The organism is Bacillus sp. SH7-1, assembly GCF_008042405.1.
Taxonomy (GTDB): Bacteria; Bacillota; Bacilli; order Bacillales; family Bacillaceae_G; genus Bacillus_A; species Bacillus_A thuringiensis_N.
In genome coordinates, this window is sequence record NZ_QNUD01000020.1 from 60,117 (window position 1) to 81,422 (window position 21,306).

A 21,306-nucleotide genomic window follows, 5' to 3' on the forward strand; every position below is an offset into this window, starting at 1 on the left:
TTATGAACGGAAACGAGAATTTTAAAGAAATCTTATGAATGTCATTTTTATGTAATATTTCTTTGTAAAATCGCAACACTATGTGAATAGATGGGTAGAAAAGGAGTAGTGACATGGATAATACAAAGGTGCGTGTTGAAAACGTAACAAAAGTATTTGGGAAACACCCGCAAAGAGCCCTTTCCTTATTAAAAGAGGGAAAAAGTAAATCGGATATTTTAAAAGAGACAGGAATGAACGTTGGTGTGAAAAAGGCAACGTTCGAAGTATATACGGGAGAAATTTTCGTTATTATGGGTTTGTCTGGTAGCGGGAAATCTACGTTAGTTCGTATGTTAAACCAATTAATTAAACCAACCGCGGGTCATATATACATAGATGGTGAAGACATCGCAACGATGGGGAAAGAAGAGTTGCGAAGAGTGAGAAGAACGAAGATGAGCATGGTATTTCAAAAGTTCGCTTTATTTCCTCATCGTACAGTGATACAAAACGTTGCGTACGGGTTAGAAATTCAGGGAGTTTCAGTTGAGGAACGAGAGAAAAAAGCGTTGGAATCTTTGAAGTTAGTTGGATTAGACCATCATAAAGATAATTATCCAAGTCAACTTAGTGGTGGAATGCAGCAACGCGTTGGAATCGCAAGGGCACTAACGAATGACCCAGATGTTTTATTGATGGATGAGTCATTTAGTGCGTTAGATCCACTTATTCGAAAAGAAATGCAAGATGAGCTATTAGAACTTCAAGATAAAATGGAGAAAACAATCATATTTATTACACATGATTTGGATGAAGCTCTTCGAATTGGTGATCGAATTGCATTAATGAAGGATGGAGAGGTTGTCCAAATTGGAACACCGGAGGAGATTATGATGAGCCCTGCCAATGAATTTGTAGAGAAATTCGTGGCGGATGTGAATTTAGGAAAAGTAATTACAGCGGAATCTATATTAAAACGACCGGAGACATTACTAATTGATCGCGGACCACGTGTGGCACTTCAAATTATGAGGAACGCCGGGGTTTCTACTGTTTATGTAGTTAATAAAAAGTATGAGTTTTTAGGTATATTAACTGCGGATGATGCAAGTAAAGCAGTTCAAAAACAGTGGCCGATTGCTGATTTATTACTTAACGATATTCCGCACGTATATTTAGATACTTTATTAGAGGAAACGTATGCAAAAATGGCGGAGATGAAATATCCGTTACCAGTAATCGATGAGAAAAAAAGGCTAAGAGGAATTATTAAACGTGAAAGTGTCATTCAAGCTCTTGCAGGTAATATTGAGGAAGAGGTGAAAGACGATGAATAGTATACCACGTATTCCTTTAGGGGAATGGGTCGACTCATTTGTTGCAAGTTTATATGAGCACTTTGAAGGCTTATTCCGAGGATTCTCTTATATTATCGGCGGATTCGTTGATTTACTCACTAATTTTTTAACAATAATACCAGCCATATTCATGATTATCATCCTTTGTTTCCTCATTTGGTACACAACGAGAAAAGTATCTTTAGTCATTTTTACACTGATCGGGTTATTATTTATTTTAAATATTAACTACTGGGCACAAACGATGCAGACATTAGCTCTCGTACTTACATCTGTTATTATTTCAATCATTGTAGGTATCCCAATCGGTATTTTAGCTTCGCAAAATGAACGGTTTTCAAAATTTTTAAAACCGACATTAGATTTTATGCAAACAATGCCGGCTTTCGTATATCTTATTCCCGCGATTACATTTTTCGGAGTAGGTGTAGTACCGGGGATTATTGCATCAGTAATCTTTGCAATGCCGCCAACAATTCGTTTTACTGATTTAGGAATTAGACAAGTTCCAGAAGATTTAATTGAAGCAGCGGATGCATTTGGCTCAACCGCATCACAAAAATTATTTAAAGTACAATTACCACTCGCAACTGGAACGATCATGGCTGGTGTGAATCAAAGCATTATGCTTTCTTTATCGATGGTAGTAACAGCATCACTTGTAGGAGCACCAGGTCTTGGAGTTGATGTATACCGCTCTGTAACACAAGTTAATATCGGAATGGGATTTGAAGCCGGACTAGCTATTGTTGTCATTGCGATTATATTAGACCGCATTACACAAGGATTTCATCAAAAAAGAAGATAACAAAAAAACACACTTTATTATACAAAGTGTGTTTTTTTGTTTAAATAAGATTACATACGAACAATAACAGAACCGCCAGCTGGCGCACAAACTTGGTTTTGTTGTTATTTCATTGATTTAATTCTTCGATGAATAACGATATGTTTATTTAATAGCGACTTGAAAATCTCTTCTTAAGAAGAGGATTATATGGTGGAAAAGTATAAGTAATAAAGTACATTTTTTGGAAATTATTAAGTGGAATAGCGAATATATTAGAAGACAGCGACGTCATGTAAATGGATATTATTAGGGGAGAAATGATGGGAGGAGATGCAATTTGGCTAAAAATATAAAAAGAAATGATGCCTTGGCAATAGGCGTCGGTATAGGGGTTGTAATCGGTGTATTCCAAGGTTATTTTACAAATAATTTAGTAATCGGAATTGTGATTGGGATTGTAATTGGGATTGCGTTTTTGAAAAAATAATGAGGTCTAAATTCATTTCAAAAATTGGTGCATAAAAAGAATGAATTTTCGGAATATAAATCCTATTTTTCCTTTTTTTATGATATTATATATGGAAAGGATGGTGATGAATATGTCAACAAACGATCAAGAAGAACTAAACTGTTTTATTTGTGAAAAACATAAAGGAAATATTATAGTTCCAGGTCGAGCTATTTACGAAGATGAACTCGTTTACGTTGGACATGTCCACTGGGATAGTGAAGAAACATACTTGGGTTATGTAATGATAGATATAAAAAGGCATGTATCTGGCCTTGCTGAATTAACAGATGAAGAAGCGAAAGCGTTCGGACTTATAACAAGTAGAGTAAGTAAAGCCCTAAAAGAAAGTGAAGGTGCAGAACATATTTACACTTTTGTTTCAGGGAATGGTGTACCACATATGCATATGCATATCATACCGCGTTATGCAAATACACCAAAAGAGTTTTGGTCACCGACTGAAGTAGCGAAATGGACTGGTGCACCATATGGTGACGCAGCGAAAATCAAAAAAATATGCGAAAGAATACGAGAGTATATGGTGAGTGAATATGCATACAAAAAATAGTAGACAACATTCATGGGTTGGAAGTAGAGACATGTGTTTAAACGAAATTTCGGTAAAGCAATATGGTGACATCGTGCTTGGTACATATGGTGGTAATATAAGCGCCGGAGCAAAAAAGAATGAAGACGGTGCTTTAGTTTGGTCAAATAGTGATTGGGAATTTGCGGTTATATTAGACGGACATAATAGTGCAGAAAGTGTTGATTTAGTAGTAAATACAATTGAAAAAGAGTATGAAAATATAAAAACAATTATGAAAGAACCAATTGAAACTGTGTTTCGATCTTTTGAAAATCATATACTTACAATTTTTCAGTCCTCTTCATTTAAGGAAAAGTGTCAAAAAATTAAAGGTGAAACAGCTTGCTTACTATGTGTAAGAAAAGAAAATTATATATGGTGGCTATCTATTGGAGACTGTTTAGTGTATGTATTTCATGAAGAGTTACATAAATTAGGACAATATGCATTAAATCAACGTCATTTTTACGAATGGATTGGTAATATAAATACTTTTGATTTACCTGTTCCTTGTTATTCAACAGGCATTCGTGAGTTACGTACTGGCAACAATCGAATTGTAATGGTGACAGATGGGGTATTAGAATGTGGGGAACGTCATTATGAAACACCATTAAATCTGTATAATGATATGAACGGAAGTAGCGTAGAGCTTAAAGAAAATGTTCAGAATGTGTTAAAACATATTCATCATCAATTAGGACGTGATAGTGCGACCGTTATTTGTTGGGATGTCGGAAATAAAGAATATACTACGTATCCAAGTGATCAACCGGAGAAAATCCAGACGATAAGGTAAAGAAGGCGATCTCTCAGTTGCATGTGAAAGTCATTGTATTAGTTTTATGGATCATATTCTTATTTTTCCTAGAAAACATAGTGAGAAAAAAGCTAAATATACCGAAACAAAAAGGATGGAATAATAAATATGTAAATAAGCTGCATAAATGGGAAAACAGGACTATTATTTTTTCTTATATAGTGGTTATAATTATCTGCTCTTCTCTATCGAATCCCCTATACATGGGATTTCTACCTTTTCTGTTTTTAATTACGTTGTATAGTTTCGAATCATATATGGAATGGAAATATGATCGAGAATCAAGGGAGTTTTTGATGTCCTTAGGCGGAGCTGTATCACTATTGATAACAGGGATAATTCTATATTTCCTTATTTAATATGTATTGATTACAACACTATGGCAACATCATATAATGAGCAATTATAAGGAGAGAAGAAATGAAAAGTCCTTGATTACGCGCTGAAGTAATGATTTTAAATGAAGATCATTCTAAAGTACTTGTACAATGTGAGCTAAGTGAAACATTTTATCGTTTTCCAGGAGGCTCTATTGAATCTAGTGAAACAGCAAAAGAAGCAATAATACGAGAATTAATGGAAGAATACGATTTGAAGATTGATGTCCAAGAGCTAGCCGTTATAAATGAGCATATTTTCGAGTGGAACAACAAAAAAGGACATCATTGTACATTAATACATTGGGCAACGGTTGAAGAGATAATTACAAATGAAATAAGGCATAAAGAACATGAAGATATTATATTAAATTGGAAAAGTCTAGACGAATTAAAGGAGAAACCAACGTATCCTGAAGGAATTGTAAGCTATTTAGAAGAGGATAACCGTAATATAGTTCACTTTATTACTAAAGATAAATAAAGTAATAGGAGGGATAGCAATGGGTATTTCTACAATTTTGCTTATTATTATTGGACTTGGTATCGGTGGTTACTTTATAGAACAGTTTTTAAGAAGAAAATTAAATATGGAGAAAAGAGGCTTTTTTGGATATAAGCATGTGAATAGTTTACATGTAAAATTAGAAATAGGGCTTATTATTATTTATGTAATAAGTAGTTGTTATTATATGTTTAAATTTGAGAACGCTAAAATGACTTATGTCATGTTCACTTATTTAGGGATATCATGGACTTTAAGAGCATGGATGGAATGGAAATATGATAGAAAATCAAAAGAATATATACTTTCAATAATGGGAATGGTTTCTTTTATATTGATGCTCTCGATACTATTTCATTTCGTTCCACTTGCAACGTAAAACTTTAATAATGGAATGTAAGAGATATAAGGGGATGGGTTAGTTTGGATTTAGACTTAATTTTAAAATGGGCTCAAGAAAAATGTACGGAACAATCACTTCTAATAATAGGTATTGATGGCTGTGGCGGTGCAGGTAAAAGTACGTTAGCTAATAAAATAAAAAGTAATTTTTCAACTGTAACGATTGTTCATATGGATGATTTTTATTTACCATCTACAAAGATTGTAAATGAAAATCCTACGAATAAATCGATTGGTGCAGATTTTGACTGGAAACGCCTTTTACAAGAAGTTTTAGATCCGATTAGTAATGGTGTTGAAGGATGCTATAAACGTTACGATTGGGAAACCGATTCTTTAGTGGAATCTCATATTGTCCCTGCAAATGGCATTGTTATTATAGAAGGTGTATATGCAACACGTCAGGAGCTAGCGGGAATGTACGATTTGAAAATATGGGTGAATTGTCCTCGTGAAACACGGATAAAAAGAGGAATTGCTAGAGATGGAGAAGCTGCACGTGATATGTGGGAAAACAATTGGATGGTTGCTGAAGATATGTATGTAGACAGTCATAAGCCACATGAATTTGCAGATTTTATTATTGATGGTACAAATAATGAAATAACTAATAAATAAGAAACCATTACTGCAAAATGGTTTCTTATTCAATTTAAACATTTAATTTCGCTAATACGGATTTAATGAAATTTGTTTTATCCTCTGCATATTGATGTTTATCATTAGGATTAGCTTGTGAAAGTTGAATCTTCAACTGTTCATATTGTATACGAGAAGTTTTATTTTCTAATAAGTAATCTCTGAATTGTAATTGTTCTATTAAATATGTATTCCCTTGTTCATACATATGAATTTGATGAGTTCTTGGCTCACCTTTATTAAAATAATATCTTTCGGGTAATACATCCGTTCTATATTTATAATTTAATAGTTCTAACTTTTGAATACATTTTAAACCGTCTTTATAATCTTCTAGTTCGATTGCAATATCAATAATTGGTTTTGCACTTAAATGTGGAATAGCAGTACTACCAATGTGGTGTATCGCTAAAATATGTTCGCCAATTTGTTTCTCAATGAATTGTTTTTCTTTCATAAACTCCAATTCCCATTCCACAGTCCACGGAACTAAAAATACTTTCCCGTACGGTAAACCTAGCATTTGTTTAGCACCTCTTTCAAAATGGTTTTTAATAAAGGGAATTACATCTTCTTAAAACTTCTCAAAACAAGGTATTCCCACAATCTCCAAGGAAGAATCTTCTTTGCTAAGATCATAAATTTTACACCTTTTCCAATTGGGTATCGTAATGTTGTGCGCTTAGCTTCAGCAATATCAACGATTTTTTTAGCAACATCTATTGGATTACCAAATGTATCACTGCCGCTATTAATATGTTTTTGTATTTTGTCCATATATTCTTTGTAAGGAGAAGTAGTATCAGATTGGTTTGTAGCTAGTTGTTTACCAACTTCCCATATATTCGTGTTATAAGAACCAGGTTCCACTAAAGCAACATCTATTCCAAAAGGTTTTACTTCTAAACGAAGGGATTCACTCCATCCTTCTAATGCATATTTTGAAGAAACGTAAGGAGATAGACCAGGGAATCCAACTTGACCACTGATGCTGCTTATATTAATGATTTTCCCACTTTTTTGTACTCTCATATAAGGTAAAACAAGCTGAGTGATTGAAATAGCGCCAAAAAGGTTCGTTTCAAATTGTTTACGGTATTTCTCTACTGGAATTTCTTCAACAAATCCTCCAGTCGCATATCCTGCATTATTAACAAGAAGGTTTACTCTGTTTATTTCTTTTAAAAATAATTGGAAATTATGTATAGAGTTTTGATCGGTTACATCTAATTGTTGAATTTTTATGTTTTGTTGTAAGTTGAGTTGAGTAGCTTGAGATATTAAATCTTCTTGTTTATTAAGGTTTCGCATTGTAGCAATGACTAAATAGTCTTTTTTTGCAAGCTCAAGTGTTGTTAATAGACCGAAGCCACTTGAAGCCCCGGTTATAACTGCGATTTTTTTATTCATTTTTTGCTCGCTTTCTTTTTCTTTTATCATAACGAGTTATGATAAGAAAATCTATTATTCTTACATTCGTTTTGAGAGCATTACCCGTTAATTCTATATTCTATGAGATTTTTAAAAGAGGACATTATACGGAATCAGCGTATATAGAGAAGTGAGTATGAATACGTTTATGAAATGAGGGAAGAATAATGGCCCATGTGAAGGATGTATTAGCAGATCAGTTATTAGCGAATGCGAACGATCCTAGTTGGTATATTCCGTTTTCAGATGCAGTGAAAGATCTATCTGAGAGAGAAGCTTTCTGGAAACCGAATGAAGAGAGTAATAGTATAGCTGAAATTGTACAACATTTACTGTATTGGAATTCAACGTGGCAAACTAGGTACAAAGAATCGAATGTGAATGCCGTGCCCGCTATTGGTGATAATAACAAAAGTTTTATGCTTTCAAATAATCAAACATTCGATGAGTTAAGAGAAAAACTACTAGAGAAACTGTTACAATGGCAAAAGCTTATCAATGAAGAGAAGGTTGAATGTGATGTAGTTGGATTTCCGGTAAGTGCGAAGTGGTGGGAAGTGCTAGCAAATGTAACGACTCATAATGCTTATCATATTGGGCAAATTATTTACATCCGGAAGTTACAGAAGAGTTTTGATAATGAATAAGATAATAATTCTCAAATTAGGTGAACAAAAGTGGACAAAACGAGACTAATGTCTCATTTTGTTCACTTTTTTATTTTCAACATAAAGAGAAAACCTATTAAATCAAGGATTAGAATGTGGCATAGTACTTGCAATATAAAAGATGAACAAGAAAATAGGAGGGCTGGACATGTTAAAAACAACTGAAAGTAAAGGGAATGAAATTACGAAAGAACAAGCTCGTTGGATGTATAAAAAAATGTTAGAGATTCGTAAGTTTGAAGATAAGGTACATGAATTGTTCGCTCAAGGCGTGCTACCAGGTTTCGTCCATTTATACGCAGGTGAAGAAGCGGTAGCAGTTGGTGTATGTGCCCACTTAACGGATAGTGACAGTATTACAAGTACGCATAGAGGACATGGACACTGTATCGCAAAAGGTTGTGATTTAAACGGTATGATGGCTGAACTTTTTGGGAAAGCGACAGGGTTATGTAAAGGTAAAGGCGGCTCCATGCATATTGCCGATTTAGATAAAGGAATGCTTGGTGCAAATGGCATTGTAGGTGGTGGTTTCCCACTTGCTTGCGGTTCGGCATTAACAGCTAAATATAAAGGAACGAAAGATGTAAGTGTTTGTTTCTTCGGTGACGGAGCAAATAATGAAGGAACATTCCATGAAGGGGTGAATTTAGCGGCGATTTGGAAGTTACCAGTTATTTTTATTGCAGAAAATAACGGTTACGGTGAAGCAACGACATTTGAATATGCTTCAAGTTGTGATTCTATTGCAGATCGTGCGAAAGCTTATAACATTCCGGGTGTTCAAGTAGATGGAAAGGATCTTCTAGCTGTATATAAAGCTGCTGAAGAAGCAGTAGAACGTGCACGTAATGGTGGTGGTCCAACCATAATTGAATGTATGACATATCGTAATTACGGTCATTTCGAAGGTGAAGCACAAACGTATAAAACTTCAGAAGAAAAAGAAGAACATTTAAACGAAAAAGATGCAATTGTAAATTTCCGTAAGCATTTAATTCATGAAGCTTTATTAACTGAGTCTGAACTTGTGGAAATGGAAAAGGCAGTAGATGAGGCAGTACAAAGATCAATTGAATTTAGTGAAAATAGTCCCTATCCAGAGGGTGAAGAATTATTAAAAGATGTATATGTTTCTTATAAATAAGAGGAGGGTGAAAAATAATGACTAGAACAGTAAGTATGTCAACTGCAATTAATGAAGCGATGAAAATCTCAATGCGACGTGATGAAAATGTAATTTTAATCGGAGAAGACGTTGCAGGTGGTGCACAAGTTGATCATTTGCAAGATGATGAAGCATGGGGCGGTGTACTTGGCGTGACGAAAGGGCTAGTACAAGAATTTGGCCGAAATCGTATTTTAGATACGCCAATTTCAGAAGCGGGTTACATGGGAGCTGCAATGGCAGCGGCGGCAACTGGTTTACGTCCGATAGCTGAATTGATGTTTAATGACTTTATCGGTAGTTGTCTTGATCAAGTATTAAACCAAGGTGCAAAGTTCCGCTATATGTTCGGTGGTAAAGCGAAAGTGCCAGTTACGGTACGTACGATGCATGGTGCTGGATTTAGCGCAGCAGCTCAGCATTCACAAAGTTTATACGCATTATTTACGAGCATACCAGGTATTAAAGTAGTCGTTCCTTCTACGCCATATGACGCAAAAGGCTTATTATTAGCGGCAATTGAAGATGATGACCCAGTAATCTTTTTTGAAGATAAAACACTTTACAATATGAAAGGCGAAGTACCAGAAGGGTATTATACAATTCCTTTAGGTAAAGCAGATATTAAACGTGAAGGTTCTGATGTAACAATCGTCGCAATTGGAAAACAAGTTCATACAGCACTTGCAGCCGCTGAGCAATTATCGAAAAAAGGACTTGAAGTAGAAGTAATTGATCCACGTTCTTTATCACCGCTTGATGAAGATACTATTTTAGCATCTGTGGAAAAAACAAATCGCTTGATTGTTATTGATGAAGCGAACCCAAGATGTAGTATCGCAACAGATATTGCGGCAATTGTAGCGGATAAAGGATTCGATTTGTTAGATGCACCTATTAAACGAATTACAGCACCACATACACCAGTTCCGTTCTCACCACCACTTGAAAAGTTGTATTTGCCAACGCCAGAAAAAGTAATTGAAACTGTATCAGAAATGATCGGAGACCAATCGTTATTACATGTGTAATGAAACGATGAGAAGGGAGAGAGAAACATGGCTGTAGAAGTTGTAATGCCGAAATTAGGTATGGCGATGAAAGAAGGTATTATTACGAGCTGGAATATTAAAGCAGGCGATAATGTATCAAAAGGTGAACTAATTGCTAGTATTAACTCGGAAAAAATCGAAACTGAAATAGAAGCACCAGCTGATGGAACTGTTCTTGATATAGCTGTAAGTGAAGATGAGGGAGTTCCACCTGGCACTGTAATTTGCTATATCGGTAAACCGAACGAAAAAGTAGAAGTCAATGAAAGTATAAATGTTGTAGCAGAAAAAACATCTAATCCAGAACCTAAAAAGGTCCAACATCCAGAACCTTATGTGATAGATGTAACGAAGCAAAGGGTTAAAATATCTCCAGTAGCGAACAAAATTGCAAAAACTGAAAATCTGGATATTAAATCATTACTTGGTACCGGTCCAGGTGGAAGAATTACAAAGGTAGATGTATTAAAGGCGCTTGAAGAAAGAGTAGCAATTCCAGAAGTACTTGAACAAGAAGAAAGTAAGGGAATTCCTGTTACTGGTATGCGGAAAGCAATCGCAAACCGTATGCATGCAAGCTTACAAAATAGTGCGCAATTAACATTAACGATGAAAGTAGATGTTACAGATTTAGTTGCTTTACATAAAGAAATAGCGGAAGTTGTACAAAAACGATATGATAACAAACTAACTATTACAGATTTCGTTTCTCGTGCAGTTGTATTAGCGCTTGGAGAGCATAAAGAAATGAATAGCGCTTATATGGATGATACTATTCATCAATTTGAACATGTTCATTTAGGTATGGCAGTTGCATTAGAAAAAGGATTAGTCGTTCCAGCTATTCGCTTTGCTAATAATCTATCTTTAGTAGAGTTATCTAAACAAATTAAAAACGTTGCACAAAAAGCAAGAGAAGGTAGTTTAAGTAGTGATGATATGCAAGGTACAACCTTTACAATTAGTAATTTAGGTAGCTTTGGGATTGAATATTTTACGCCAGTATTAAATACGCCGGAAACTGGTATTTTAGGTGTAGGTGCAATTGAGCATGTTCCAGTATATAAAGGAAAGAAAATAAAAAAAGGCAGTATGTTACCTTTAAGTTTAACATTCGATCATCGTGTATTAGATGGCGCACCAGCAGCTGCATTTTTACGCACAATTAAACGTTATTTAGAAGAACCTGTAACAATTCTTTTATAAAGAGAAGGTGGGAGAATGAGTAAACTAGTCGTTATTGGAGGCGGACCTGCTGGCTATGTAGCGGCAATTACCGCGGCTCAAAATGGAAAAGATGTCATTCTTATTGATGAAGCGGATCTTGGCGGGACTTGTTTAAATGTTGGGTGCATGCCTACGAAATCATTGTTAGAAAGTGCAGAAGTGCATGACATTGTGAGAAAAGCGAATCATTATGGAGTTACACTTAACACTGGAAGTATATCAATCGATTGGAAGCACATGCAGGCGAGGAAATCACAAATCGTATCGCAGCTCGTCCAAGGAATTCAATATTTAATGAAGAAAAACAAAATTAAAGTAATAAAGGGGAAAGCGAAATTCGAAACGGATCACCGTGTGCGAGTTACATACGGTGATAAAGAAGATGTAGTAGATGGAGAACAGTTCATTATAGCGGCAGGTTCAGAACCGACTGCATTACCCTTTGCTCCATTTGACGGAAAGTGGATTTTAAATAGCAGCCATGCAATGTCCATAGACCATATACCAAAATCATTATTAATCGTTGGCGGTGGTGTAATAGGCTGCGAGTTTGCAAGTGTTTATAGTCGTCTTGGAACAAAAGTTACGATTGTTGAAATGGCATCGCAATTATTACCAGGTGAAGATGAAGATATCGCACATATTTTAAGAGGGAAGCTAGAAAATGATGGCGTAGAAATATATACAGGAGCAGCTTTAAAAGGATTAAATAATGATAAGAAGCAGGCCTCATTTGAATATGAAGGAAGTATTCAAGAAGTTAATCCAGAATTTGTTCTCGTTTCTGTCGGCCGAAAACCACGTGTACAACAATTAGATTTAGAAAAAGCAGGCATTAAATATTCAAATAAAGGAATTTCTGCGAATGAACATATGCAAACAAATGTATCACATATTTACGCAGCAGGTGATGTGATTGGTGGAATCCAGCTTGCTCACGTTGCTTTCCATGAAGGAACTACGGCAGCATTACACGCGAGTGGAGAAGATGTAAAAGTAAACTACCATGCTGTACCTCGCTGTATTTATACAGCTCCAGAAATTGCTAGTGTCGGTTTAACAGAAAAAGATGCAAGAGAGCAGTACGGTGATATTTTTATCGGAGAGTTTCCTTTTTCCGCAAACGGAAAAGCGCTTATTATTGGCGAACAAACGGGTAAAGTAAAAGTTATTGTGGAACCAAAATATCAAGAAATTGTAGGGATTTCTATTATTGGTCCACGTGCAACTGAACTGATTGGACAAGGAACTGTAATGATTCATACAGAAGTTACCGCTGATATTATGAGAGATTATATTGCGGCACACCCAACTTTATCTGAAGCAATTCATGAAGCGCTATTGCAAGCGGTAGGACATGCTGTACATGCTTAAATGGAAATATGATAAACCACTATTCTCTTAATGAAAGAGAGAATAGTGGTTTGAATTTTTATAGAAGAAATTAAATATCTTATTACTATTTAATTTCAATAGCTGAAGTTTTATCGTTCCATTCAGCAGATAAATTAGCAGTTTTACCATACCAATCAGCGTGTTTAAATATAACACCTTTTCCTAATCCTTGTGTAGAAGTATGCTCCCAAAGTGTCGTTGAATAACTTGCAGAAGGTGACGCCGTACTTACAGAAGAAATTCTATCGTTCCAGCTAGATGGTAAGTTTTTAAAGCCACTGCTCCAGTAAATGTATTGTCCACCTTTATTTATATGTTCATAAAAATCTGTACTACCAGCGCCGCTACCTAAAGGATTAATTTTATTTTTAAGTGCTTTTTTATCCTTTTCAATATAAGCATCCAATGTTTCTCTACTAGTAAAACCGTAAGCTAACCAATCTCCATTTTCATTTTGCTCTGGTAATACCATAGTAATTTGGATGTCTTTCTTATCCTGATCACTTAATTTTGTAAGTGAATTAACATTCTGTTCATCCACTTTTAAATAATCAAAAGACTTAATTGTGTTACTTTTTTCTTCAGCACTTGCTACTCCTAGTCCTCCAGTTAATGCAAATCCCGCTACTAATGTACCTGCTACTAATTTCTTCAACATATAACCATCCCTTTTTGTTTAGATTTTTGTACAGGTGAATCTTTGTACTAGTAAAATGTATTCTAATTATCAACTATTGTAAATATTCTGAAGTTTTAGAAATAAAAGGCGGAATATTTACATTTTTGCATTTTTTCTTTAGAAAAAATAGTTATTGGAATGATATAATAAATAGATATATCGCTTTTGTTGGATGTTAAAATGTTTTAGGGGGAAAGTCTTTGAAGTATTTTAATAAAGATTGGTATAAAGAAATGCAAGTGTCTGGATTTTTAATTTTCTCAGAAACAGTAGAAGAATGGGAAGAGATGTTGCGTAAGAGCGAAAAGATAGGAATGGATTATAAGCAAAGTTTAAGAGAAGACGTGGAAGAAAAGAAAGAAGATTTATTAAAGTTTTTACCTAATTCATTACATCCATACATTCATAACAATACAATGAATTCAGAATACCCATCGGAAAAATTAAAGAAACTTATGTTTGATTGGACAGAAGATTATGAAAAAAGAATGAATGATTTAGAACAAGCGTATCTAGATAATTATAATACTATAAAAGAAAAGCTCGCGCAGAATGTCGTTCAACTAAATGAATACTCACTACATGACAGTGTAGTCAAATCAGTAGAGAGAAGATCAAAAGATGTGCTAATTATTACTTTAGATTGCAGTGGTACTTTCAGTGAATTTGATAAACTGCAAGTAACTTTTACAGGCGTAACGAAATGTTCTATTCCGGAAAATTTTGAAGGTGCTTGGTGGTTATGTCATGAAATAGATCTTGCAGGAGATGGTTTCGAACTAGGAGTTTTATTTGATTGTCCATTTATAGAAGTAAAGATTTGCGCAGCCGATGTATTACTTGAAGAGAGATAATTTTGCATGGAGTATTACAAATGTTTGACAAGATACAGAAATAAAGTTATTGTAGATATATGAAGTCTACAATAGGAGCTGTACTATGAAATATTCTAAAGCTACAAATTATGCTCTTCATACAATGCTTTTTCTGGCAAAGGCAACACCAAATAAGTTAGTTAGCGTTCACCAATTAGCAGAAATGCAAAATGTTTCATCAACGTACTTGTCTAAAATACTAACTAAGTTAACAAAGGAAGGGATGATACATTCATCATCTGGTCCAAAAGGTGGATATTCGCTTAGTCATAATTGGGAAGATATTTCATTTTTAGATATTATACATGCAATTGAAGGTAAAACATCATTATTTGAATGTTGTTTACATGAAAAACCTGGATGTTTAATTAATGAAGCAATGCTCGCAGCAGAAGAGAAAATGGAAGATGAGTTACGAAATCAAAAAATCGTAGATCTTGCGAAAAAAATAAAAGTGGATTTTTAATCCGCTTTTATTTTTAAATTAATTAAGGATAAAAAGACTCTTTAATATCTTTAATTATAGTTAAATTAATTCATGGAGGATATTTACTTATGGAATGTATAGACTGTGCAGTAATAGGAGCAGGGCCTGCTGGACTTAATGCAAGTTTAGTTTTAGGAAGAGCTCGTAAACAAATAGCGTTATTTGATAACAAAACGAATAGGAATCGTGTTACACAAAATTCTCACGGATTTATTACGCGTGACGGGATTAAACCTGAAGAGTTTAAGGAAATAGGCTTCAATGAATTGATGAAGTATCCATCGGTTCATTATTATGAAAAAACAGTTGTAATGATAACGAAACAATCCACTGGTTTATTTGAGCTTGAAACAAAAGATCACACAAAATATTTAGCGGAAAGGGTTTTATTAGCGACGGGTATACAGGAAGAATTCCCATCTATTCCTAATGTACGGGAATACTATGGAAAAAGCTTATTTAGCTGTCCGTATTGTGATGGCTGGGAATTAAAAAATCAACCGCTCATTATTATTTCTGAAAACGAAGATTATACGATGCATATGACAAAATTAGTTTATAACTGGTCTACCGATTTAGTGATCGCAACAAATGGTAACGAGCTCAGTCAAACTATTATGGATGAACTGTCTAATAAAAATATAACTGTAATTACAGAACCTATACGTGCACTACAAGGGGAAAGAGGTTATTTAAATGAAGTAGAGTTTTATTCCGGTTTACGCATTGAAAGAGCTGGAGGATTTATAGTACCTACTTTCTTTAGACCAAATCAATTTATAGAACAGCTTGGTTGTGAACCACAAAGTAATGGAACTTTTGTAATTGATGATTTTGGACGTACTTCAGAAAAAAATATTTACTTAGCAGGGGAAACAATGACTCAAGGGCCATCCTCATTAATTATTGCTGCATCACATGGGAATAAAGCAGCAATAGCCATTAATAGTGATATTACGGAAGAGCGGTTCTAACTAGAAAATGATATGTAGAAGGGGATAAGAAAATGAATAATTTTTGGAATGATCGATATAAATCAGATGAATATTTTTATGGGAAAGAACCTAATGCATTTATTAAAGAACAAGCATTTCGTTTAACAAATCACAATAAAGTAATAGCTTTCGCAGAGGGAGAAGGTAGAAATGCTGTATTTCTAGCAAGACAAGGACATACAGTGACAGCTATTGATTATTCGGAAGATGGATTAGAAAAGACAAAAAAATTGGCAGAGAAGCATAACGTAGATGTACACACAAAAAAAGTAGATTTATTAGCTGATAGTTTGCCAGTAAATGAATATGATGTGGCAATTATGGTATTTGGACATTTTCATAATGATCATAAAAAAATGGTATTAGATAAAATGATACAAACGATAAAGCCTGGTGGATTAATAATGTTTGAAGTTTACTCAAAAAAACAAATAAATTACGGTACTGGTGGGCCAAAAGATATTGAGATGCTGTATGATCCAATTGATATCCTTACTTGGTGTGAAAAACATAAGGTAATTCATTTCTTTAATGGGGAGCAAGAGCGAGTTGAAGGGAAAGGACACACTGGTTTAGCTAATGTAATTCAAGTTGTTATTAGCAAATAAATGTAAATGTTAACGAAAATTAAATGCATGAATGTAAAAAGACCAATCATTTAAGACTGGTCTTTTTATTTGGATACTAAATTATCAAGCTTCCAATATGTATCGGTTAACGGTGCAGATTTGCTATCTATGAATAAATACATATTATTTAAATCTTTTGGTGAAGTTTTCATATTAAATTGAATGTCGGTAGTTAAAGAAAACTCAGATGGAACCTTTTTAGCATTTTCATTTTGTATAAATTCACCTTCGTATTTTTCACCCGTCTTTTCATCTTTTATGAAATATTTTATTTCAGAAAGATCTATCGTTTGTCCGTCAATACGAGCGTTATTTATTGTAACGCGAGCTGTGAGACGCCACTCTTTGTCTATTTTTTCGAATTTGGCATTTTCAACAGTTGCTCTATAGTATTCGTTTTTAAATATTTCCCCATAGTGCATTGCATTCTTTTCAAGAGCGCTCTTTTCTTGTTTTGGTGCAGTATTCCCATTACATCCTGCCATTAGTCCTGTAAATAATAATGCTGTACAAGTTACTTTCATTATAGATTTCATAGTATTTCCTTTCTGCGTTAAAAAGTAAAACATAGGAATAATTTTACATCAATAGGAAGGTAAATGGAAGTATATTTGTGGAATATGCAAATATACATTTATTTCATTGTCCAGTTAACGGAATAGAAAGAGGGAAAAAGCTGAATAAAACGGAGTGAATAAGAATTGAAAATATTGTAAAACGGAAGAAACATGCATATAATTAAAATAAGGATGAGATTTCAGAATTTTCAATAATGGCGGTGGGCACATGTTTACTGAAGAGCGTAGAGAGAAAATTTTAGAGTTACTTAAGAAAGATGGAAGAGTAATCGCAAAGGATCTTGCGGAAAGTTTCGATATGTCTATCGATTCTATAAGAAGAGATTTGTCTATTATGGAGAAAGATGGCTTGTTAAAAAGAACGCATGGAGGTGCAATTGAACTTGCTAGAGTAAGGAATTTACCTGCCGAACGATTTGAGCGTTATAGTAATGGTTCTATATATGACAACGCAATTGCAAAAATCGCAGCTTCTTATATACAAGAAGGAGATTCTGTTTATATTGGTGGGGCTTCTATTCATTATGCCATGTTAAAATATTTACCTGAAACATCATTTACAGTTATTACGAATGCTTTAGAAATCGCTAGTACGTTACGGGATTATAAGAATGTAGATACGTACTTAATTGGTGGAAAGGTGAAACCATCAGGGAATATGACAGATACACTTGCCTCAGAATTGATAAGTCGATTCTCAATTGATCTGTATTTTTCTACAGGTGGTGGCATTTCATTGAATGGTATAAGTACTGCAACGCCGGAAGTTGCTTATTTTGGAAAAACAGTAAGTAATATTGCTAGAATGAATATTTGTTTAGCTACCCATAATAAACTCGGAATAGACTGCTTTATAAATGGAGGATCACTGAAAGAAATTGACCTTATAATAACAGATGAAGAGGCTAGTAAAGAAACGATTCAAGAATTTGAGAAACAAGGTATAGAAATTGTAATAGCGTCAATAGACAGCAAATAAAAGGAGTTTGAAATGATTATAAAAGGACAAGATTTTTATATAAATGAATTAACTTATACAATTCGTTCTGCAGCTGAAACAGATGCAGAGCAGTTATCGGAAATTAGAGTTCAGATCGATGGAGAAACTGAAAATATGGATAGAGAAGCTGGAGAGGGATTTATAGATAAGATAGGGTTTCAAAAATTAATAAAAACAGATAGTGAAGAGACAAAGAATTTGTTTTTAGTTGCAGAAGTGCACAATCGAATCGTTGGATTTTCAAGATGTGAAGGGTCAAATCTGAAGAAATTATCTCATAAAGTAGAATTTGGCGTTTGTATTTTAAAAGAGTTTTGGGGATATGGAATAGGTAAGAGCCTTTTGCAACAATCTATTCATTGGGCTGATGAGAATGAGATTAAAAAGATATCATTACAAGTATTAGAGACAAACGAAAAAGCCATGCAACTTTATAAAAAATTAGGTTTTGAAGTAGAAGGAATTTTGAAAAATGATAAAAGGCTGTCAGATGAGCAGTATTATAATACGGTTGTAATGGGAAGGTGTATTTGAGTCTGTTCATAAAAGAGGTGGAAATGTATGTTTTATAGAAGAAAGTACTATATAGTAAAAAATGAATTTATTAAAATATTTAATGATCATTTCAATAACACGAACTTACCTAATCAGGTAAAGTATGGATCTAGGCTAATAGGACGCTGGATGAAAGATAATAAGAATGGTACGACTGAAGTGTTTGCCATATGGGAATATGATAGTTATGAACAGTATAAAGAAATAGAATCAAAAATTAGAAGTGACGAGAAACATATTAGAAGAATACATGAATGGTATGAAAAAAATGGCGGGAAAGAGTATGTTTTACAGGAGTACATAGTAGAGATGAAAAATGAAGAGTTAATATGTACTGTAAAGTGGTAGAGAGGTGAGGGATAATGGGAATGAAAACAAAATTATATTTTAGTGTAGCATCTACTAGTTTATTTACAATAGCCGTGATTGTTTTCTTTATAAACGGTAATCCACAAAAGTGGTTTTGGTTATGTATTTTCTTTGCTTCCATTATACAAAATATAGTGCTACTAAAAAAGAATAAAGAAGTGCATTAAGATATTCAAATTATTAACATATTTGTGTCGTCTTTCTAGTTTTATTGAAAACGCTTTTATTCAGTTTTATAATAAAAGTATGTTTTTACAGATCTCCAAAACAATGAATAGGGAGATGATACAATGTTAGCTTCACCGTTTTACTTACATACATGGAAAAAGTTTGTTGATGAAGGAGTCCTTGATTCGAATCGTATAAACGAAAGAATTTTAGAATCATGGCATCGATGTAAACAAGCAAATGTGAATCCTCATATGAATAAAGGTCAGAAAATTTTGTCTTCTAATTTTTTTCAAGATCAAAAGAAAAAGAGTGAAATCTTCCTAGATATAGCAATACCTCAAATACAAAATATGAGAAAAACCATTGATGACCTGCAAATGATGGCATTATTAATTGATCCAGACGGTTACGTTCTATCGTTAAGTGGAAATCAACAAACGTTGAAACGAGCGAAACATATTAATTTCATTGAAGGTGTGAAATGGACGGAAGCAGCTGTTGGTACAAATGCGATAGGAACAGCGTTACAGATTGAAGAGGCTATTATGATAAGTGGTACAGAGCACTATTCTGTCGCATCTCATAGCTGGAGCTGTGCGGCCGCTCCTATTCATAATGATGACGGGAAATTAATTGGTGTTCTAGATTTCTCCTGTCCAATTGAGTTTTCACATCCATATATGCTCGGTATGGTAACTTCGCTTGCACATGCGATTGAACGTGAATGTAGTATTCGGGTACATCAAAATGAGTTACACTTAATCCATCGTTTTTTAGATGTAATTGACAGTGATGAACAAGTTGTAATTTGTAATCATCGTGATGTTATCGTTTCTGCAAGCAAGAGTGTTCGGGAACGAGTATGCAATTGGTCACGAATGAAACTTGAAGATTTAATGCAATATGGATTGAAAACTAAATTAGAAGTTCCAGTATACAGTAATGATAGAATGATTGGGAAATGTATTTATGTAAAGGAAAATAAACAAGAAAAATTATTTTCAACTTCCCCATTTATAAATGGAATCACTTTCCCTGGAGTAATTGGGACAAGTAGTGCATTTCAACATACTTTAGAAGAAATTAAGCTTGTATCACCAACTGACGCAAGTGTATATGTTTGTGGTGAAACAGGTGTAGGGAAAGAATATGTAGCGAGAGCGATTCATGAAAATAGTCCAAGAAAAAATGGTCCTTTTATAGCTGTTAACTGCGGTTCATTACCGAAAGAATTAATGGAAAGTGAATTGTTCGGTTATGCTGAAGGATCGTTTACAGGTGCACGGCGCCAAGGATATAAAGGGAAATTCGAACAAGCAGACGGAGGGACAATATTTTTAGATGAAATTGGTGAAGTGCCTCCAGAGATGCAAGTAGCATTATTGCGAGTTATACAAGAACGAACAGTAACCCCAATTGGCAGTTCAAAAGAGGTGCCGGTAAATATTCGTATTATTACTGCGACACATAAAGATTTACTGCGATTAGTTGAAGAAGGAAAGTTCCGTCAAGATTTATATTATCGTTTACATGTGTATCCGCTATATGTTCCATCGTTAATAGAAAGAAAAGAGGATATTCCGTACTTCATACAACATTTTTGTGAACGGAAGAATTGGAATGTTGCATTTCCAAAGAGCATTTGTAATCAATTTTCACAACATACGTGGCCCGGAAATATTCGAGAATTATTAAATGTATTAGAACGCATTTACATTTTGTCGCAAGGACGGGAAATATGCGAAAAACAAATCTCTTTTTTATTACAAACAATGATGGGAAATCAACATCAACTTGCATTGCAAGCAGAAAATAAAACAGAGAACACATTGAATTTCCGCGAAAAAATACAGCGTGATAGCATGATTGAAGCGCTAGAAAAGACGAATGGAAATGTTTCCTTGGCTGCAAAACTTTTAGATGTACCTCGAAGTACATTTTATAAACGAATGCAAAAATATAAGTTATAAAGTAGATTTTTGTAATCTACTTTTTCTTTGTGGGCTCATGTTCTGTCGGAATGTGCGCTTACCGGGGAAATAATAGAATAGTTA

General features: G+C 34.2%; 26 protein-coding genes and 1 pseudogene. 23 read left to right on the plus strand and 4 right to left on the minus strand.

The window, feature by feature from the left end; all coding sequences use genetic code 11:
* The first annotated feature begins 113 nt into the window (after positions 1–113).
* From DN390_RS17890 to DN390_RS17930, 9 genes and pseudogenes are all read left to right on the plus strand, one after another.
* Positions 114–1,319, plus strand: coding sequence for a quaternary amine ABC transporter ATP-binding protein (locus DN390_RS17890; RefSeq protein WP_097952339.1), 1,206 nt, complete (start codon positions 114–116; stop codon positions 1,317–1,319).
* Positions 1,312–2,148, plus strand: coding sequence for an ABC transporter permease (locus DN390_RS17895; protein ID WP_147808000.1), 837 nt, complete (start codon positions 1,312–1,314; stop codon positions 2,146–2,148). The genes DN390_RS17890 and DN390_RS17895 overlap by 8 nt, the downstream gene beginning before the upstream one ends.
* A 302-nt stretch (positions 2,149–2,450) precedes the next feature.
* Positions 2,451–2,617 (plus strand): annotated as a pseudogene (locus tag DN390_RS17900) (glycine zipper domain-containing protein).
* Between the two features lie 100 nt (positions 2,618–2,717).
* Complete coding sequence (locus DN390_RS17905) at positions 2,718–3,209, plus strand: HIT family protein (RefSeq protein ID WP_147808039.1); 492 nt, start codon at positions 2,718–2,720, stop codon at positions 3,207–3,209.
* The gene (locus DN390_RS17910) at positions 3,193–4,029 is read left to right on the plus strand and encodes a PP2C family serine/threonine-protein phosphatase (protein ID WP_147808002.1); all 837 of its coding nucleotides are present in this window, start codon (positions 3,193–3,195) and stop codon (positions 4,027–4,029) included. The genes DN390_RS17905 and DN390_RS17910 overlap by 17 nt, the downstream gene beginning before the upstream one ends.
* Before the next feature lie 17 nt (positions 4,030–4,046).
* Positions 4,047–4,409: a DUF4181 domain-containing protein gene (locus DN390_RS17915; protein ID WP_147808003.1), complete on the plus strand. Its 363-nt coding sequence runs from the start codon at positions 4,047–4,049 to the stop codon at positions 4,407–4,409.
* Positions 4,410–4,500: 91 nt separating this feature from the next.
* A complete protein-coding gene (locus DN390_RS17920; protein WP_147808004.1) occupies positions 4,501–4,911 on the plus strand; it encodes an NUDIX domain-containing protein in 411 nt (136 codons plus the stop codon).
* Positions 4,912–4,930: 19 nt separating this feature from the next.
* On the plus strand, positions 4,931–5,311 hold the full coding sequence (locus DN390_RS17925) for a DUF4181 domain-containing protein (RefSeq protein WP_029438595.1): 381 nt from the start codon (positions 4,931–4,933) through the stop codon (positions 5,309–5,311).
* A gap of 44 nt (positions 5,312–5,355) precedes the next feature.
* The gene (locus tag DN390_RS17930; RefSeq protein ID WP_147808005.1) at positions 5,356–5,952 is read left to right on the plus strand and encodes a uridine kinase family protein; all 597 of its coding nucleotides are present in this window, start codon (positions 5,356–5,358) and stop codon (positions 5,950–5,952) included.
* Positions 5,953–5,986: 34 nt separating this feature from the next.
* On the opposite strand, the gene DN390_RS17935 is transcribed toward DN390_RS17930, so the two are convergent.
* Together DN390_RS17935 and DN390_RS17940 are read right to left on the minus strand one after the other, a co-directional pair.
* Complete coding sequence (locus tag DN390_RS17935) at positions 5,987–6,496, minus strand: GrpB family protein (RefSeq protein ID WP_147808006.1); 510 nt, start codon at positions 6,494–6,496, stop codon at positions 5,987–5,989.
* A 41-nt stretch (positions 6,497–6,537) separates the two neighbouring features.
* Entirely contained in the window at positions 6,538–7,383 is an 846-nt protein-coding gene (locus tag DN390_RS17940; protein WP_218944378.1) for an oxidoreductase, read from the minus strand.
* A 188-nt stretch (positions 7,384–7,571) separates the two neighbouring features.
* Here DN390_RS17940 and DN390_RS17945 point away from each other — a divergent pair, with 188 nt between their 5' ends.
* From DN390_RS17945 to lpdA, 5 genes are all read left to right on the plus strand, one after another.
* Positions 7,572–8,051, plus strand: coding sequence for a DinB family protein (locus DN390_RS17945; RefSeq protein WP_029438591.1), 480 nt, complete (start codon positions 7,572–7,574; stop codon positions 8,049–8,051).
* A 169-nt stretch (positions 8,052–8,220) separates the two neighbouring features.
* The gene (gene acoA, locus DN390_RS17950; RefSeq protein ID WP_147808008.1) at positions 8,221–9,219 is read left to right on the plus strand and encodes an acetoin:2,6-dichlorophenolindophenol oxidoreductase subunit alpha; all 999 of its coding nucleotides are present in this window, start codon (positions 8,221–8,223) and stop codon (positions 9,217–9,219) included.
* A 17-nt stretch (positions 9,220–9,236) separates the two neighbouring features.
* Complete coding sequence (acoB, locus tag DN390_RS17955; protein ID WP_000198893.1) at positions 9,237–10,271, plus strand: acetoin:2,6-dichlorophenolindophenol oxidoreductase subunit beta; 1,035 nt, start codon at positions 9,237–9,239, stop codon at positions 10,269–10,271.
* Between the two features lie 27 nt (positions 10,272–10,298).
* Entirely contained in the window at positions 10,299–11,498 is a 1,200-nt protein-coding gene (locus DN390_RS17960) for a dihydrolipoamide acetyltransferase family protein (protein ID WP_147808009.1), read from the plus strand.
* A 15-nt stretch (positions 11,499–11,513) separates the two neighbouring features.
* A complete protein-coding gene (gene lpdA, locus DN390_RS17965) occupies positions 11,514–12,893 on the plus strand; it encodes a dihydrolipoyl dehydrogenase (protein WP_147808010.1) in 1,380 nt (459 codons plus the stop codon).
* Positions 12,894–12,978: 85 nt separating this feature from the next.
* Here the strand turns inward: lpdA and DN390_RS17970 are convergent, their stop codons facing one another.
* On the minus strand, positions 12,979–13,572 hold the full coding sequence (locus DN390_RS17970) for a hypothetical protein (RefSeq protein ID WP_074564245.1): 594 nt from the start codon (positions 13,570–13,572) through the stop codon (positions 12,979–12,981).
* Between the two features lie 221 nt (positions 13,573–13,793).
* Between DN390_RS17970 and DN390_RS17975 the strand changes: the two genes are divergently transcribed.
* From DN390_RS17975 to DN390_RS17990, 4 genes are all read left to right on the plus strand, one after another.
* Positions 13,794–14,447, plus strand: a complete 654-nt coding sequence (locus DN390_RS17975) for a DUF4085 family protein (protein WP_147808011.1) — start codon at positions 13,794–13,796, stop codon at positions 14,445–14,447.
* Between the two features lie 85 nt (positions 14,448–14,532).
* Entirely contained in the window at positions 14,533–14,934 is a 402-nt protein-coding gene (locus DN390_RS17980) for an Rrf2 family transcriptional regulator (protein ID WP_060631123.1), read from the plus strand.
* Positions 14,935–15,023: 89 nt separating this feature from the next.
* Complete coding sequence (locus DN390_RS17985; RefSeq protein WP_147808012.1) at positions 15,024–15,929, plus strand: NAD(P)/FAD-dependent oxidoreductase; 906 nt, start codon at positions 15,024–15,026, stop codon at positions 15,927–15,929.
* A 32-nt stretch (positions 15,930–15,961) separates the two neighbouring features.
* Positions 15,962–16,558, plus strand: a complete 597-nt coding sequence (locus DN390_RS17990) for a class I SAM-dependent methyltransferase (protein WP_147808013.1) — start codon at positions 15,962–15,964, stop codon at positions 16,556–16,558.
* A 65-nt stretch (positions 16,559–16,623) separates the two neighbouring features.
* Here DN390_RS17990 and DN390_RS17995 read toward each other — a convergent pair whose 3' ends face one another.
* Positions 16,624–17,115 (minus strand): hypothetical protein, encoded by a 492-nt coding sequence (locus DN390_RS17995; protein ID WP_147808014.1) that lies wholly within the window; start codon positions 17,113–17,115, stop codon positions 16,624–16,626.
* Positions 17,116–17,365: 250 nt separating this feature from the next.
* Here DN390_RS17995 and DN390_RS18000 point away from each other — a divergent pair, with 250 nt between their 5' ends.
* From DN390_RS18000 to DN390_RS18015, 5 genes are all read left to right on the plus strand, one after another.
* Positions 17,366–18,136, plus strand: coding sequence for a DeoR/GlpR family DNA-binding transcription regulator (locus tag DN390_RS18000; RefSeq protein WP_147808015.1), 771 nt, complete (start codon positions 17,366–17,368; stop codon positions 18,134–18,136).
* 12 nt (positions 18,137–18,148) lie between these two features.
* The gene (locus DN390_RS18005) at positions 18,149–18,691 is read left to right on the plus strand and encodes a GNAT family N-acetyltransferase (RefSeq protein ID WP_147808016.1); all 543 of its coding nucleotides are present in this window, start codon (positions 18,149–18,151) and stop codon (positions 18,689–18,691) included.
* A 27-nt stretch (positions 18,692–18,718) separates the two neighbouring features.
* Positions 18,719–19,060, plus strand: a complete 342-nt coding sequence (locus DN390_RS18010; RefSeq protein ID WP_147808017.1) for an NIPSNAP family protein — start codon at positions 18,719–18,721, stop codon at positions 19,058–19,060.
* Positions 19,061–19,080: 20 nt separating this feature from the next.
* Positions 19,081–19,248 carry a hypothetical protein gene (locus tag DN390_RS30695; protein ID WP_179955763.1) on the plus strand — a complete coding sequence of 56 codons (168 nt, stop codon included), beginning with the start codon at positions 19,081–19,083 and terminating at the stop codon, positions 19,246–19,248.
* Positions 19,249–19,371: 123 nt separating this feature from the next.
* Positions 19,372–21,222: a sigma-54-dependent Fis family transcriptional regulator gene (locus DN390_RS18015; RefSeq protein WP_147808018.1), complete on the plus strand. Its 1,851-nt coding sequence runs from the start codon at positions 19,372–19,374 to the stop codon at positions 21,220–21,222.
* Positions 21,223–21,306 lie beyond the last annotated feature (84 nt).

Excerpts from the sequence above, each read along its gene's own strand:
- DN390_RS30695 (WP_179955763.1), top strand. The coding sequence starts at position 19,081 with ATGAAAACAAAATTATATTTTAGTGTAGCATCTACTAGTTTATTTACA.
- DN390_RS17960 (WP_147808009.1), top strand. The coding sequence starts at position 10,299 with ATGGCTGTAGAAGTTGTAATGCCGAAATTAGGTATGGCGATGAAAGAA.
- DN390_RS17995 (WP_147808014.1), bottom strand. The coding sequence starts at position 17,115 with ATGAAATCTATAATGAAAGTAACTTGTACAGCATTATTATTTACAGGA.
- DN390_RS17980 (WP_060631123.1), top strand. The coding sequence starts at position 14,533 with ATGAAATATTCTAAAGCTACAAATTATGCTCTTCATACAATGCTTTTT.
- DN390_RS18000 (WP_147808015.1), top strand. The coding sequence starts at position 17,366 with ATGTTTACTGAAGAGCGTAGAGAGAAAATTTTAGAGTTACTTAAGAAA.
- acoA (WP_147808008.1), top strand. The coding sequence starts at position 8,221 with ATGTTAAAAACAACTGAAAGTAAAGGGAATGAAATTACGAAAGAACAA.
- DN390_RS17920 (WP_147808004.1), top strand. The coding sequence starts at position 4,501 with ATGATTTTAAATGAAGATCATTCTAAAGTACTTGTACAATGTGAGCTA.
- DN390_RS17910 (WP_147808002.1), top strand. The coding sequence starts at position 3,193 with ATGCATACAAAAAATAGTAGACAACATTCATGGGTTGGAAGTAGAGAC.
- DN390_RS17990 (WP_147808013.1), top strand. The coding sequence starts at position 15,962 with ATGAATAATTTTTGGAATGATCGATATAAATCAGATGAATATTTTTAT.
- DN390_RS17925 (WP_029438595.1), top strand. The coding sequence starts at position 4,931 with ATGGGTATTTCTACAATTTTGCTTATTATTATTGGACTTGGTATCGGT.
- DN390_RS17970 (WP_074564245.1), bottom strand. The coding sequence starts at position 13,572 with ATGTTGAAGAAATTAGTAGCAGGTACATTAGTAGCGGGATTTGCATTA.
- DN390_RS17890 (WP_097952339.1), top strand. The coding sequence starts at position 114 with ATGGATAATACAAAGGTGCGTGTTGAAAACGTAACAAAAGTATTTGGG.
- DN390_RS17985 (WP_147808012.1), top strand. The coding sequence starts at position 15,024 with ATGGAATGTATAGACTGTGCAGTAATAGGAGCAGGGCCTGCTGGACTT.
- DN390_RS17895 (WP_147808000.1), top strand. The coding sequence starts at position 1,312 with ATGAATAGTATACCACGTATTCCTTTAGGGGAATGGGTCGACTCATTT.
- acoB (WP_000198893.1), top strand. The coding sequence starts at position 9,237 with ATGACTAGAACAGTAAGTATGTCAACTGCAATTAATGAAGCGATGAAA.
- DN390_RS17945 (WP_029438591.1), top strand. The coding sequence starts at position 7,572 with ATGGCCCATGTGAAGGATGTATTAGCAGATCAGTTATTAGCGAATGCG.
- DN390_RS18005 (WP_147808016.1), top strand. The coding sequence starts at position 18,149 with ATGATTATAAAAGGACAAGATTTTTATATAAATGAATTAACTTATACA.
- DN390_RS18010 (WP_147808017.1), top strand. The coding sequence starts at position 18,719 with ATGTTTTATAGAAGAAAGTACTATATAGTAAAAAATGAATTTATTAAA.
- DN390_RS17940 (WP_218944378.1), bottom strand. The coding sequence starts at position 7,383 with ATGAATAAAAAAATCGCAGTTATAACCGGGGCTTCAAGTGGCTTCGGT.
- DN390_RS17935 (WP_147808006.1), bottom strand. The coding sequence starts at position 6,496 with ATGCTAGGTTTACCGTACGGGAAAGTATTTTTAGTTCCGTGGACTGTG.
- DN390_RS17905 (WP_147808039.1), top strand. The coding sequence starts at position 2,718 with ATGGTGATGAATATGTCAACAAACGATCAAGAAGAACTAAACTGTTTT.
- DN390_RS18015 (WP_147808018.1), top strand. The coding sequence starts at position 19,372 with ATGTTAGCTTCACCGTTTTACTTACATACATGGAAAAAGTTTGTTGAT.
- lpdA (WP_147808010.1), top strand. The coding sequence starts at position 11,514 with ATGAGTAAACTAGTCGTTATTGGAGGCGGACCTGCTGGCTATGTAGCG.